General features: G+C 67.9%; 13 protein-coding genes and 1 tRNA gene. 2 read left to right on the top strand and 12 right to left on the bottom strand.

The window, feature by feature from the left end:
* Positions 1 to 17: 17 nt before the first annotated feature.
* The 11 genes from PHR85_RS06795 to tsaD form a co-directional block, all read right to left on the bottom strand.
* The gene (locus PHR85_RS06795; RefSeq protein ID WP_300052153.1) at positions 18 to 641 is read right to left on the bottom strand and encodes an NADH-quinone oxidoreductase subunit C; all 624 of its coding nucleotides are present in this window, start codon (positions 639 to 641) and stop codon (positions 18 to 20) included.
* A gap of 18 nt (positions 642 to 659) precedes the next feature.
* A complete protein-coding gene (locus PHR85_RS06790) occupies positions 660 to 1,139 on the bottom strand; it encodes an NADH-quinone oxidoreductase subunit B family protein (RefSeq protein ID WP_300052150.1) in 480 nt (159 codons plus the stop codon).
* 27 nt (positions 1,140 to 1,166) lie between these two features.
* Positions 1,167 to 1,526, bottom strand: coding sequence for an NADH-quinone oxidoreductase subunit A (locus PHR85_RS06785; protein WP_105748038.1), 360 nt, complete (start codon positions 1,524 to 1,526; stop codon positions 1,167 to 1,169).
* A gap of 40 nt (positions 1,527 to 1,566) precedes the next feature.
* A tRNA-Leu gene (locus PHR85_RS06780) sits at positions 1,567 to 1,651 on the bottom strand.
* A 131-nt stretch (positions 1,652 to 1,782) separates the two neighbouring features.
* On the bottom strand, positions 1,783 to 2,121 hold the full coding sequence (secG, locus tag PHR85_RS06775) for a preprotein translocase subunit SecG (RefSeq protein WP_300052145.1): 339 nt from the start codon (positions 2,119 to 2,121) through the stop codon (positions 1,783 to 1,785).
* 11 nt (positions 2,122 to 2,132) lie between these two features.
* Positions 2,133 to 2,894 (bottom strand): triose-phosphate isomerase, encoded by a 762-nt coding sequence (gene tpiA / locus PHR85_RS06770; RefSeq protein WP_300052142.1) that lies wholly within the window; start codon positions 2,892 to 2,894, stop codon positions 2,133 to 2,135.
* A 27-nt stretch (positions 2,895 to 2,921) separates the two neighbouring features.
* Positions 2,922 to 3,917, bottom strand: a complete 996-nt coding sequence (locus tag PHR85_RS06765) for an NAD(P)H-quinone oxidoreductase (protein ID WP_300052139.1) — start codon at positions 3,915 to 3,917, stop codon at positions 2,922 to 2,924.
* 9 nt (positions 3,918 to 3,926) lie between these two features.
* Positions 3,927 to 6,056 carry a polyribonucleotide nucleotidyltransferase gene (gene pnp, locus PHR85_RS06760; RefSeq protein WP_300052137.1) on the bottom strand — a complete coding sequence of 710 codons (2,130 nt, stop codon included), beginning with the start codon at positions 6,054 to 6,056 and terminating at the stop codon, positions 3,927 to 3,929.
* Positions 6,057 to 6,281: 225 nt separating this feature from the next.
* Positions 6,282 to 6,548: a 30S ribosomal protein S15 gene (gene rpsO, locus PHR85_RS06755; protein WP_300052135.1), complete on the bottom strand. Its 267-nt coding sequence runs from the start codon at positions 6,546 to 6,548 to the stop codon at positions 6,282 to 6,284.
* A 131-nt stretch (positions 6,549 to 6,679) separates the two neighbouring features.
* On the bottom strand, positions 6,680 to 7,996 hold the full coding sequence (locus PHR85_RS06750) for a branched-chain amino acid ABC transporter substrate-binding protein (RefSeq protein ID WP_300052132.1): 1,317 nt from the start codon (positions 7,994 to 7,996) through the stop codon (positions 6,680 to 6,682).
* Positions 7,997 to 8,076: 80 nt separating this feature from the next.
* Positions 8,077 to 9,129 carry a tRNA (adenosine(37)-N6)-threonylcarbamoyltransferase complex transferase subunit TsaD gene (gene tsaD / locus PHR85_RS06745; RefSeq protein ID WP_300052129.1) on the bottom strand — a complete coding sequence of 351 codons (1,053 nt, stop codon included), beginning with the start codon at positions 9,127 to 9,129 and terminating at the stop codon, positions 8,077 to 8,079.
* Between the two features lie 79 nt (positions 9,130 to 9,208).
* Between tsaD and PHR85_RS06740 the strand changes: the two genes are divergently transcribed.
* Entirely contained in the window at positions 9,209 to 10,225 is a 1,017-nt protein-coding gene (locus PHR85_RS06740; protein WP_300052127.1) for a nitrate- and nitrite sensing domain-containing protein, read from the top strand.
* 45 nt (positions 10,226 to 10,270) lie between these two features.
* Here the strand turns inward: PHR85_RS06740 and PHR85_RS06735 are convergent, their stop codons facing one another.
* The gene (locus tag PHR85_RS06735; protein ID WP_300052124.1) at positions 10,271 to 10,903 is read right to left on the bottom strand and encodes a TetR family transcriptional regulator; all 633 of its coding nucleotides are present in this window, start codon (positions 10,901 to 10,903) and stop codon (positions 10,271 to 10,273) included.
* Positions 10,904 to 11,035: 132 nt separating this feature from the next.
* Here PHR85_RS06735 and PHR85_RS06730 point away from each other — a divergent pair, with 132 nt between their 5' ends.
* Positions 11,036 to 12,316, top strand: a complete 1,281-nt coding sequence (locus PHR85_RS06730; RefSeq protein WP_300052122.1) for an efflux RND transporter periplasmic adaptor subunit — start codon at positions 11,036 to 11,038, stop codon at positions 12,314 to 12,316.
* Positions 12,317 to 12,323: the final 7 nt, after the last annotated feature.

Genomic DNA, 12,323 nt, shown 5'->3' with positions numbered 1-12,323 from the left:
TAAGGGGCATCAGCCCTTCAGTGCAGGCCCCCGTAGTTGTCTTCGCGGATGATGCGCGGCGTGACCTCGCGCGCCTCGATCGAGACCGGCTCGTAGACGACGCGACGGCGCTCGGCGTCGTAGCGCATCTCGACATGGCCGGTGACCGGGAAGTCCTTGCGGAAGGGGTGACCGATGAAGCCGTAGTCGGTCAGGATGCGACGCAGGTCCTCGTGACCGTCGAACACGATGCCGTAGAGGTCGAACGCCTCGCGCTCGTACCAGTTGGCGACGGACCAGAGCGGGCACAGCGTCGCGACGACGGGGAAATCGTCATCGGCACAGAACACCCGCACCCGCAGGCGCTGGTTGAGCTCGACCGAGAGCAGATGCGCGACGACCGCGAAGCGCTGGCCTTCCCAGGCGCCGTCGCGGTAGGCGGAATAGTCGAGGCCGCACAGATCGACCAGCTGGTCGAAACGGCAGCCCGGCGCGTCGCGCAGCAACTGCATGGCCTCGAAATAGTCGGCAGGCGCGATCTGCACGGTGACCTCACCGCGTTCGAGCTTGATCTGTCCGACCTTGTCGCCGAGTGCCTCGGCGACGGTTTGCTGCAGCGCCTCAGGGGCGATCGCCACGGCTTGTGCGGTTGCGTTCGTCATCGGGGGTATCTCCAGCGCTCAGGCGCGCGCAATGGTGTTGGTGCGGCGGATCTTCTGCTGCAACTGGATGATGCCGTAGATCAGCGCTTCGGCCGTCGGCGGGCAGCCGGGCACGTAGACATCGACCGGCACGATGCGGTCGCAGCCACGCACCACGGAGTAGCTGTAGTGGTAGTAGCCGCCGCCGTTGGCGCAGGAACCCATCGAGATCACCCAGCGCGGCTCGGCCATCTGGTCGTAGACCTTGCGCAGCGCGGGCGCCATCTTGTTGCACAGCGTGCCGGCCACGATCATCAGATCGGACTGACGCGGACTGGCGCGGAACACCTCGGCGCCGAAGCGCGAGATGTCGTAACGCGCGGTGGCCGCATGCATCATTTCGACGGCGCAGCATGCCAGACCGAAGGTCATGGGCCAGAGCGAACCGGTCTTGGCCCAGTTCACCACCGAGTCGTAACTGGTGGTGATGAAACCTTCCTTGAAGACGCCTTCAATCATTTGTACTCCTGAGCGCTGTCGCGCGCCTCATTCCCAGTCCAGGGCGCCGATCTTCCAGGCGTAGACAAAGCCCACGAGCAGGTCGATCAGGAACACCACGCCGGTCCAGAAACCGGTCGAACCGATGTCGGTCAGAGCGACCGCCCAAGGGATGAGAAACGCGATTTCGAGGTCGAACAGAATGAAGAGGATGGCGATGAGGTAGTACCGCACATCGAACTTCATGCGAGCGTCTTCGAAGGCTTCGAAGCCGCATTCGTATGGGGAGTTTTTCGCCGCATCAGGGCGATTGGGGCCGAGTATGTAGCCCAGGACCTGGGGCAGGACACCTACCGCCAGACCCACCAAAACAAACAAGAGTACCGGGAGGTATTGTGCTATGTCCATTTGCTTGTCTCGCAGGCGCGTTGCGCGCCCCATTGATATTTGGTGCCGACGGCGAGACTCGAACTCGCACAGCTTTCGCCACTACCCCCTCAAGATAGCGTGTCTACCAATTTCACCACGTCGGCTATTGTCTTGCTGCAGCCTGTTCTTGCTTCACCGTGGGTGCCGCGCTGCATCAATGAAACGAATTGTAGCTGGAAAAATCAGCTTTTCCGGACCACCCGCATGTTTTTATCCATACGGGCATTTTCCATGCTTACTGGCCCGGAATCTGGCCCGCGGCCGGCTGAGCGGGAGCCGCGGCCGGCGCGGTGACGGGCGCCGCGCCCTCGAGCACGCTGCCGCTGCTGGCCGGCTTGCTGTGGCCGAAATAGGCCAGCGCCAGCGTGCAGACGAAGAACAAGGTCGCCAGCACGCCAGTGCTGCGCGACAGGAAGTTGGCGCCGCCGCTGGCGCCGAACAGGCTGGCCGAACCGCCGCCGCCGAAGGCCGCTCCGGCGTCGGCGCCCTTGCCGTGCTGGACCAGGATCAGGCCGATCATGGCCAGGGCGGACAGGACTTGAGCGATGGAAAGCAGGTTGAAGAGGATGGTCATGATCTGGTGCTTCAGATACCGGCTGCCACGCGCGGGCAGCAGGCGGTGATGTGGAGGAAATCAGCGGCCTTGAGCGACGCACCGCCAATCAGGCCGCCGTCGATGTCGGGCTGCGCCAGCAGCTCGGCGGCGTTGTCCGCGTTCATGCTGCCGCCATAGAGGATGCGGTTGCGGCTGGAGTGCGCCGAGGCCGCCCGCAGCTGGGCCCGCAGCACCGCGTGCACCGCCTGCGCCTGCTCGGGGCTCGCCGTGCGGCCGGTGCCGATGGCCCAGACCGGTTCGTAGGCCACCACGATCTCGCTGGCGCAATGGCCGACCGCGTGGATCACGGCCGACAGCTGTCGCTTGACCACGAATTCGGTGCGACCGGCCTCGCGGTCAGCCAGCGTCTCGCCGACGCAGACGATCGGCGTGATGCCCTGGGCCAGCGCGCGCTGGGCCTTCTGCGCCACCAGGTCATCGCTCTCGCCATGGTACTGGCGCCGCTCGGAATGGCCGACGATCACGTAGCGGCAAGCGAAGTCGCGCAGCATGGCGGCGCTGACCTCGCCGGTGTAGGCACCCGCTTCGTGCGCGGAGCAGTCCTGCGCCCCCCAGTCCAGCGCACTGCCCCGCAGCAGGGCTTGCAACTGGGCCAGGTAAGGCGCGCTGGCACAGACCGCCACGTCGGCGGGGCTGTCATGCAAGCCAGCCAGCAGGGCCGCCAGCAGGCTGGCGTTGTCCGCCAGACCGCCGTTCATCTTCCAGTTACCGACTATGAGTTTCTTCGTCATGCTTGAGGGTTGCATTGGAACTTGGCTTCAGGCCGCCGACCAATCGAGCAGGATCTTGCCGATATGCCGGTTCGACTCCATCAGCGCGTGCGCCTGCGCGGCTTGCGCCACCGGGAACACCTGATGGATCACGGGCTTGATCCGGCCGGACTCGATCAGCGGCCAGACCACATGGCGCAGCGAGCGCGCGATCGCGGCCTTGAAGGCCAGCGGGCGCGGACGCAGCGTGGAGCCGGTCACGGTCAGGCGCCGGCGCAGCACCTTGGCGGCGTTGATCTCGGCCTTGGCGCCGCCCTGCACCGCGATGATGACCAGGCGGCCGTCCTCGGCCAGGCAGTCGAGCTCGCGCGCGACATAGGGACCGGCGACCATGTCGAGGATGACATCGACGCCGCGCCCCTCGGTCAGGCGCATGACCTCGGCGACGAAGTCCTGCTCCTGGTAGTGGATCGCGTGGTCGGCGCCCAGCGCCAGACAGGCCCGCGCCTTCTCGGTGCTGCCGACGGTCACGATGACCTGGGCGCCGCGCGCCTTGGCCAGCTGGATCGCCGTCACGCCGATGCCGCTGGAGCCGCCCTGCACCAGCAGGGTCTCGCCGGGCTGCAGGTGGCCGCGCTCGAAGACGTTGCTCCAGACCGTGAAGCAGGTCTCGGGCAGGCCGGCGGCCTCCAGCTCGGTCCAGCCGGCGGGCACCGGCAGGCACTGCGCCACCGGGGCGACGCAGTATTCGGCATAGCCGCCGCCAGCGACCAGCGCGCAGACGCTGTCGCCGAGCTTGAAACCTTCGGCGGCGAGCGCGGCGGCATCGCCCTCGACGATCACGCCAGCCACTTCGAGGCCGGGGATGTCGGAGGCGCCCGGGGGCACCGGATAGTTGCCCAGGCGCTGCAGCACGTCGGGGCGGTTGACGCCCGAGGCGCTGACGCGGATCAGCAGCTCGCCCGCACCCGGCACCGGGCGCTCGCGCTCAGCCAGCTTCAGCACCTCGGGGGCACCGTGGGTCGTGATCTCGACGGCCTGCATGGCTGCGACTTACTGCTGTTGCTGCTGTTGCTGGGCGAACGCTTCCTCGCGATCGATCAGCGCCTTCATCGACAGCTTGACGCGACCCTTCTCGTCGGTCTCGAGCACCTTGACCTTGACGATCTGGCCTTCGGTCAGGAAGTCGGTGACCTTCTCGACGCGCTGATGCGCGATCTGGCTGATGTGCAGCAGGCCATCCTTGCCCGGCAGCAGGTTGATCAGGGCACCGAAGTCCAGGATCTTGGTGACCGGGCCTTCGTAGACCTTGCCGACTTCGACCTCGGCGGTGATCTGCTCGATGCGGCGCTTGGCCTCGTCAGCCTTGGCGGACTCGGTGGCGGCGATCGTGATGGTGCCGTCTTCCTCGATGTTGATCTGGCAGCCGGTTTCCTCGGTCAGCGCGCGGATGGTGGCGCCGCCCTTGCCGATCACGTCACGGATCTTCTCGGGGTTGATCTTCATGGTGAACAGCTTGGGCGCGAAGTCCGACACCTCGGTCTTGGCCTCGCCCATGGCGCCTTGCATCTTGTCGAGGATGTGCAGGCGGGCTTCCTTGGCCTGGGCCAGCGCGACCTGCATGATTTCCTTGGTGATGCCCTGGATCTTGATGTCCATCTGCAGCGCGGTGATGCCGCCGGTGGTGCCGGCGACCTTGAAGTCCATGTCGCCGAGGTGGTCCTCGTCACCCAGGATGTCGGTCAGCACCGCGAAGCGGTTGCCGTCCTTGATCAGGCCCATGGCGATGCCGGCCACATGGGCCTTCATCGGCACGCCGGCATCCATCAGCGCCAGGCAGCCGCCGCAGACCGAAGCCATCGACGAGGAGCCGTTGGACTCGGTGATCTCGGACACCACGCGCAGGGTGTAGGGGAACTCTTCCTTGCTCGGCAGCGCGGCGACCAGGGCGCGCTTGGCCAGACGGCCATGGCCGATCTCGCGGCGCTTGGGGCTGCCGACACGGCCGGTTTCGCCGGTGGCGAAGGGAGGCATGTTGTAGTGCAGCATGAAGCGGTCTTCGTACTCGCCGGCCAGCGCGTCGATGCGCTGCGCGTCGCGGTCGGTGCCCAGCGTCGCGACGACCAGGGCCTGGGTCTCGCCACGGGTGAACAGGGCCGAGCCGTGGGTGCGCGGCAGCACGCTGTTGCGGATCTCGATTGCACGCACGGTGCGGGTGTCGCGGCCGTCGATGCGCGGCTCGCCAGCCAGGATCTGGCCGCGCACGATGCGCGCTTCGATGTCGAACAGCAGGCCTTCGACCTTGACGCTGTCGAACTCGACGCCGTCGGCCTTGAGGCCGGCCATGACTTCGGCGTAGGCGCCGCGGCAAGCCTGGGTGCGGGCCTGCTTGTTGCGGATCTGGTAGGCGGCGGCCAGCTTGTCGGCGCCCAGGGCTTCGACCTTGGCGATCAGCGCTTCGTCACGCGCCGGGGCCTGCCAGTTCCACTCCGGCTTGCCGGCTTCGCGCACCAGCTCGTTGATGGCGGCGATCGCGATATTGCCCTGCTCGTGACCGAACACCACGGCGCCGAGCATGATTTCCTCGGACAGCTGCTGCGCTTCGGACTCGACCATCAGCACGGCGGCTTCGGTGCCGGCGACGATCAGGTCCATCTGGCTGTTCTTGCGCGCGGTCTGGCCCGGGTTGAGCACGAACTCGCCATTGACATAACCGACGCGGGCGGCGCCGATCGGGCCGTTGAACGGGATGCCGGAAACCGACAGCGCGGCGCTGGTCGCGATCATGGCGGCGATGTCGGCGTCGACCTCGGGATTCAGCGACAGGGTATGGATGACGACCTGCACTTCGTTGAAGAAGCCTTCCGGGAACAGCGGGCGGATCGGGCGGTCGATCAGACGGCTGGTCAGGGTCTCGAACTCGCTCGGGCGGCCTTCGCGCTTGAAGAAGCTGCCCGGGATCTTGCCGGCGGCGTAGGACTTCTCCAGGTAGTCGACGGTCAGCGGGAAGAAGTCCTGGCCGGACTTGGCATCGGCCTTGGCGACGACGGTGGCCAGCACGACGGTGCCGTCCATGTCGAGCAGCACGGCGCCGCTGGACTGACGGGCGATCTCGCCGGTTTCCATGCGGACGGTGTTCTGACCCCATTGGAAGGTCTTGGTGACTTTGTTGAACAGGCTCATGGGTTTCCTAGGATGTTTGTGCGCGAGAAGGCCGCGCACGGTGCCTGGAGTCAGGCCATCAGAACACGATGCCATTCCAGCGCAGGCCCGACCCAGGGGACCTCGTTGGAATGACACAGCTTCGCTCTGAAAAGACAAGACTCCGGATTTAAAGGGTTTACAAAGCGCAAAACGCCTGAGTGGCCGAGCTACCCAGGCGTTTCGGTCAGCAAGACAGCGTCAAGTTTACTTGCGCAGGCCCAGCTTCTGGATCAGGGCGATGTAACGCGATGCGTCCTTGGCCTTCAGGTAGTCCAGCAGCTTGCGACGGCGGCTGACCATCTTGAGCAGACCGCGACGGCCGTGGTGGTCCTTGGAGTGGGCCTTGAAGTGCGGCATCAGTTCGTTGATGCGGGCGGTCATGATGGCGACTTGCACTTCCGGGCTACCGGTGTCGGTGGCGCTGCGGGCGTTGGCGGCAATGACTTGCGCCTTGTTTTCGAAAGAGATCATGATGGTCCTTGTATGACTTGCATCCCGCCGCAGCCTCCTCTTGGGGGCAGCCGCAACGGGCGTGAAACCACTCGCCGAAATGGCGGGGGTCGTCGATTATAGCGCGGGCCAGGCCGGCTGCGCCAGGGATTTCAGGGACGAACCATGCGGCAGCTGTGGACTTGCGAGGCCGTCTCGGCGTTGAGCTGGCGCACGACACGGAAGCCATAGCCCGAGCCCTCGACGTCGAACGATACCCCCTTGGCGCCCTTGCGATCCATGATGGCGACCATCAGCGGCTGCTGCGCCTGGTGGTCGGCCGCGCGCATCTGCAGCGACTGCCCGCCCAGCCTGACATCGGCCTGCTCCAGCGCGCGCGCGACGGCAAGCGCCGCCGGGACGGCATCGCCCTGCCCCGCCCGCCCGGCGGCACCAGCACGTTCGAGCGCCTGCGCCAGCGCCTCGATCATGAGCTGCATGCGCAGGTGGACATAATCGTCCTCCGGCCTGGGGAAGCGCTGGTGGAAGGCCTCGTAGAAGGCCCTGGCTTCCTGGCCGGGCGCATTCGGGAACCATTCGGCCACCGCCAGCACCCGGCCGACGCCGGCCTCGCCCAGCGCGGCGGGCGCCCCCAGCGCATTGCCGTAGAAGGTGTAGAACTTGCCTTCGTAGCCGACCTCGCGCGCGGCCTTGACCAGCAGCGTGAGGTCATTGCCCCAGTTGCCGGTGATGACCGCCTGGGCGCCGCTGGCCTTGATCTTGGTCGCGTAGGGCAGGAAGTCCTTGACGCGCGCCATCGGGTGCAGCTCCTCGCCGACGATCCTGACATCGGGCCGCTTGATGCCGAGTGAGCGCTTGGCCTCGCGCAGCACCTGCTGGCCGAAGCTGTAGTCCTGGCCGATCAGGTAGACGCTGGCGACCTGGCGGTCGGCCTTGAGCACATCCATCAGCGCGGCCATGCGCATGTCGGCATGGGCGTCGAAGCGGAAATGCCAGAAGCTGCAGCGCTCGTTGGTCAGCGCCGGATCGACCGCCGAATAGTTGAGGAACAAGACCTGCTGCGCCGGGTTGCGCTCGTTGTGCTTGGCGATCGCGTCGATCAGCGCGCCGGCCACCGCCGACGAGTTGCCCTGCGCGACGATGCGGATACCGGCGTCGATGGCGGAGCGCAGGGCGGCCAGCGCCTCCTCGATCTGGCCCTTGCTGTCGTAGCGCTCGATCGCGAGCGGATGCCTGCCATCGGCCAGCTTGATGCCGCCGCGCGCGTTGACGCGCTCGGTCGCCAGCACGAGGTTGCGGTGCACCGCCTCGCCGGTGTTGGCGATCGGACCGGACAGGCTCTCGATCAGCGCGACGCGGATCGGCGCGGCGGCCGGGCTGGCGGCCACTGCGGGCAGTGCGGGCAGTGCGGCGGCCCCGAACAGGCCGAGCAGCACCTGCAGGGAACGACGACGGTCAAACGGATTCATGCAAAAGCTCCTCATTTCTCGATTGAAAAGCCGCGCCCGGGCAAAGCCACAAGCTCGCCGGGCGCAGGAAGCGGGCGACTTCAGGCCGGCAGGGACAGCTCGGCCAGCGGCCAGCGCGGCTTGACGTCGAAGGCGTAGCCAGTTCCGGCGGATCCGGCCGCATCGGTCAGGCCAGCCTGCACCCGCATGCCGGCGGCGAGAGCGATCATCGCGCCGTTGTCGGTGCACAGGTGCAGCTCGGGGTAGTGCACGCGCCAGCCACGCTTGGCACAGGCCGCATTCAACTGCTCGCGCAGCGCGGCATTGGCGCCGACGCCACCGGCCACGACCAGGCGCTTCAAGCCGGACTGCTTGAGCGCGGCGACGGACTTCTTGACCAGCACCTCGACGATCGCGGCCTGGGTCGATGCGGCCAGGTCGGCCTGACGTGCCGGCAGCTCCGCACCGAGCTTCCTGGCCTGGGTCAGCACCGCGGTCTTGAGCCCGGCAAAGGAGAAGTCGAGGTCGCCGCTGTGCAACAGCGGACGCGGCAGCTTGAAGGCCTGCGGGTCGCCCTGCTGCGCCAGGCGCGACAGCGCGGGGCCGCCGGGATAGCCCAGGCCGAGCAGCTTGGCCGACTTGTCGAAGGCCTCGCCGGCGGCGTCATCGATGGTCTCGCCCAGCAGTTGGTAGCGACCCACGCCATCGACGCGCATGAGCTGGGTATGGCCGCCCGAGACCAGCAGCGCGATGAAGGGGAATTCGGGCGGATCGGCGCTCAGGAAGGGCGACAGCAGATGGCCTTCGAGGTGGTGCACGCCCAGCGTGGGCTTGTCCAGCGCGGCGGCGATCGCGCAGGCCACACCGGCGCCGACCAGCAGCGCGCCGGCCAGGCCCGGGCCGCGCGTGTAGGCGACCAGGTCGACGGCGTCCAGCCCCAGACCGGCCTGCGCGAGAGCGGCCTCGGTCAAGGGCAGCACGCGCCGGATATGGTCACGGCTGGCCAGTTCGGGCACCACGCCGCCATAGGCCTGGTGCATCTCGATCTGGCTGTGCAAGGCGTGACCGAGCAGGCGCGGGATGCCGCTGCCACTGGCGTCGACCAGCGCCACGCCAGTCTCGTCGCAGGAGGATTCGATTCCGAGGATGAGCATGCGGCGAGTGTAAGCGCAGGACTGGCCCGGAACTTGCCTATCAAAAACGACAGTTTTGTCGCATAGGACGGGAGCAAGCATGAAGCAAGAGTACAGGCGGCTGGCGGCCCTGCGCCAGCAGGAAGCTCGGGCACTGGAAAGGGATCGGTTCTGCATCGATCTGGTGCAGCGTTGCACCGATTTGATCGACGAACTGCAGCGCGAACGCGGCCTGGGTCAGCTGGTGCTGAGCACGGCGGCCGAAAGCTACGCCCCGGCGCTGTGCGAGCAGATCCAGTGCAGCGTCGAGGTCGAGCAAGCCCTGCGCCAGCCACTGCGCCAGCTCGAACAGGCGCCCAGGAACGCCGAGACCGAACTGACTGGGCTCAAGCGGCTCGGCCTGGCCATGCTGCATTCGCCCGGCCTGGCCGACCTGGTGTCGCTGCGCCGCGACCTGCTGCTGACGCGCTGTTCGCGCCAGGCGGTCTACGATGCCTACTGCACCCTGCTGGCGCAGCTGCTGGAGCTGGTCGAGGCCGCCGGCCACGCACTGAGCGACTCCGCGCTCAAGCAGGAGCTCGCCATCTTGCTGCAATTGATGTGGGGCAAGGAATACAGCGGACAGGAGCGCGCCAGCGGGGCTGGCCTGTACGCCTCGGGTCGCCACGCAGCACGGGGCTGGCAGCGCATCGGCCAGCTGATCGAGGCCCAGCAGCGCTGTGCCTCGGCCTTCATCAGCCGGGCCAGGCCCGGAGCGCGCAAACGCCTCAAGGACAGCCTGCGGTTCGAGACCCAGATCGAACTGGAGGCCCTGCGCCAGCAGCTGGCCGACAGCCCGGATCAGGCAACGCTGGACCCGGGCCTGGGCGAACTCTGGTTTCGCAGCTGCAGCCGCCGCATGAACGAGCTGCGCGAAGTCGAACGCCACTTGCTGCAGGAGATGCAGCAAGCGCTGGCGCGGCGGCAGGCGCACCCGGTCACGACCCGCCCGCCGGCGGAGATGGCGCAGACCGCCCGGCTGACGCCCGGCGCGGTCGAGACGGTGCTGCGCACGGCCGCCGCCTGGCTGGCGGGTGCGAGCGCTGGCGCCACGCCGCGGCGCGGCACGCCGGCATGAGCGAGCCCCTGCGGCCACTGAACCGCAGCCGCGCTCAGCCGCCGGTCAGCCGGCCAGTGGCGCCAGCAGCCCCCACCCGCTCAGATAGGCCCGCACCGAGGCCTCGGCCGTGGCCTCGAGCTCGAACGTCTCGGGCGCCAGCAGCCAGCTGCGGATCAGCCCGACCAGCAAGGCATAGAGTCCCTGCGCGACCGTGCTCACCGGCAAGGGCAGCGACAGCCCGCGCTGGGCCAGGGCCTGCTGCAGACTGCGCTCCACCTGCAGCACGTTGCCGGCCTGCACGCGCCGATGGCGCGCCCGCACGGCCATCAATTCGTCGACATATTCGACCTTGAGCGTGGCGACCTCGAACACGCGACGGGTGCGCTCGTCGGTCGCGATGCGGTGCATGGCGTCGGCCATCGAGCGCAGCAGTCCGGCCAGCGGATCCTGCCCCGGCTCATGCCCGCCCTGGTGCAAGGCCTGCTCCATCGGCAAGGTGGTGCGCTCCATCATGGCGTTGAACAGGTCGGCCTTGTTCTTGAAATGCCAGTAGATCGCACCCCGACTGGCACCGGCGGCCAGCGCGATGTCGTTGAGCGAGGTGCGCGACACCCCTTTTTCGGCAAACACGCACTCGGCCGCATCGAGCAGCTGGTGACGGGTCGCTAGGGCCTCTTCTTTGGTGCGGCGTGCCATGACGGGGTCCATTTCCAACGGGTTCCAGGAGCAGCCACCTGCCCTTATACATTCACGATTGTATGTATACTGGCCCGCATTGCCCTGGCCGCATGGCTGGCACGCCCCATCACGCTCCCACCGGACCTCGACATGCCTGTGATCCAAGCTGCATCCTCCCGTCTCCCCGCGCACTGGCGCACCACCCTCAGTGCCCTGGGCCTGGCCGCCCTGCTGGCGGCCTGTGGTGACAAGACCAGCGCGCCGACCGCCCCCGGCGCCGGCATGCCGCCGCCCGAAGTCGGCGTGCTGACCGTGACACCGGGCGAGGTCGGCCTGGTCACCGAGCTGCCGGGCCGGCTCGAAGCCTCGCGGGTGGCCCAGGTGCGGGCGCGCGCCGCCGGCATCCTGCAGCAGCGGCTGTTCAGTGAAGGCAGCGAGGTCAAGGCCGGCCAGACGCTGTTCGCGATCGACGCCAGCCCCTACCAGGCCAGCCACGACAGCGCGCAAGCCAGCCTGGCCAAGGCCGAGGCCAACTTGATCCAGGCCAGCGCGCTGGCCGAGCGCTACCAGCCGCTGGCCGAGGCCAAGGCCATCAGCCAGCAGGAATTCGTCAGCGCGCAAGCGGCCCAGAAGCAGGCCCAGGCCGATGTGGCCGTGGCCAGGGCGGCGGTGCAGACCGCGCGCATCAACCTCGGCTACACCAAGGTGACGGCACCGATCGCGGGCCGCATCGGTCGCGCGCTGGTGACCGAGGGCGCGCTGGTCGGCCAGGGCGAGGCCACGCCGCTGGCGGTGGTGCAGCAGATCGATCCGATCTACGTCAACTTCACCCAGTCGGCCGACGAGGCGATGCAGCTGCGGCGCGCGTTGGAGAGCGGCCAGCTCAAGCGCGCCGGACAGGACGGTGCCAGCGTGCGCCTGCTGCTGCCCGACGGCAGCGAGCACAGCCGCGCTGGCAAGCTGCTGTTTTCCGACCTGACGGTGGACGCCGGCAGCGGCCAGGTCACGCTGCGCGCCGAGGTGCCGAACCCGGGTGGCCTGCTGCTGCCGGGCCTCTATGTACGGGTGCGACTGGAACAGGCCAAGGCCGGCAACGCGATGGCGCTGCCGCAGCAGGCGGTGACGCGCTCGGCCCAGGGCGACAGCGTGATGGTCGTGGCCGGTGACGGCAGCTTCGGCCCGCGTCCGGTCAAGATCGGCGCCCAGCAGGGCGGGCAGTGGATCGTCCTCGACGGGCTCAAGGCCGGCGAGCAGGTCATGGTCGACGGCTTCCAGAAGCTGCGCGGCGCCAAGGTGGTCAAGCCCGTGCCGTGGCAGGCATCCGCCGGCCAGCCGGCAGGCAGCCCGGCCAAACAGGATGGCAAGGCCGCTGCACCAGCAGCGCCAGAGGCTGCAGCCCCGGCCAAGGCCGGCGCTGGCGCGGCACGCTAAGGAAGCA

The sequence above is a fragment of the Malikia sp. genome, from assembly GCF_028687635.1.
Lineage (GTDB): Bacteria > Pseudomonadota > Gammaproteobacteria > Burkholderiales > Burkholderiaceae_C > Malikia.
Note: the sequence above shows the minus strand (reverse complement) of the source record. Positions and strands in the feature narration are given on the sequence as shown.

What these genes read in the sequence shown, in the direction of transcription:
- PHR85_RS06795 (WP_300052153.1), bottom strand. Translation starts at nt 641, where the DNA reads ATGACGAACGCAACCGCACAAGCCGTGGCGATCGCCCCTGAGGCGCTG.
- PHR85_RS06790 (WP_300052150.1), bottom strand. Translation starts at nt 1,139, where the DNA reads ATGATTGAAGGCGTCTTCAAGGAAGGTTTCATCACCACCAGTTACGAC.
- PHR85_RS06785 (WP_105748038.1), bottom strand. Translation starts at nt 1,526, where the DNA reads ATGGACATAGCACAATACCTCCCGGTACTCTTGTTTGTTTTGGTGGGT.
- secG (WP_300052145.1), bottom strand. Translation starts at nt 2,121, where the DNA reads ATGACCATCCTCTTCAACCTGCTTTCCATCGCTCAAGTCCTGTCCGCC.
- tpiA (WP_300052142.1), bottom strand. Translation starts at nt 2,894, where the DNA reads ATGACGAAGAAACTCATAGTCGGTAACTGGAAGATGAACGGCGGTCTG.
- PHR85_RS06765 (WP_300052139.1), bottom strand. Translation starts at nt 3,917, where the DNA reads ATGCAGGCCGTCGAGATCACGACCCACGGTGCCCCCGAGGTGCTGAAG.
- pnp (WP_300052137.1), bottom strand. Translation starts at nt 6,056, where the DNA reads ATGAGCCTGTTCAACAAAGTCACCAAGACCTTCCAATGGGGTCAGAAC.
- rpsO (WP_300052135.1), bottom strand. Translation starts at nt 6,548, where the DNA reads ATGATCTCTTTCGAAAACAAGGCGCAAGTCATTGCCGCCAACGCCCGC.
- PHR85_RS06750 (WP_300052132.1), bottom strand. Translation starts at nt 7,996, where the DNA reads ATGAATCCGTTTGACCGTCGTCGTTCCCTGCAGGTGCTGCTCGGCCTG.
- tsaD (WP_300052129.1), bottom strand. Translation starts at nt 9,129, where the DNA reads ATGCTCATCCTCGGAATCGAATCCTCCTGCGACGAGACTGGCGTGGCG.
- PHR85_RS06740 (WP_300052127.1), top strand. Translation starts at nt 9,209, where the DNA reads ATGAAGCAAGAGTACAGGCGGCTGGCGGCCCTGCGCCAGCAGGAAGCT.
- PHR85_RS06735 (WP_300052124.1), bottom strand. Translation starts at nt 10,903, where the DNA reads ATGGCACGCCGCACCAAAGAAGAGGCCCTAGCGACCCGTCACCAGCTG.
- PHR85_RS06730 (WP_300052122.1), top strand. Translation starts at nt 11,036, where the DNA reads ATGCCTGTGATCCAAGCTGCATCCTCCCGTCTCCCCGCGCACTGGCGC.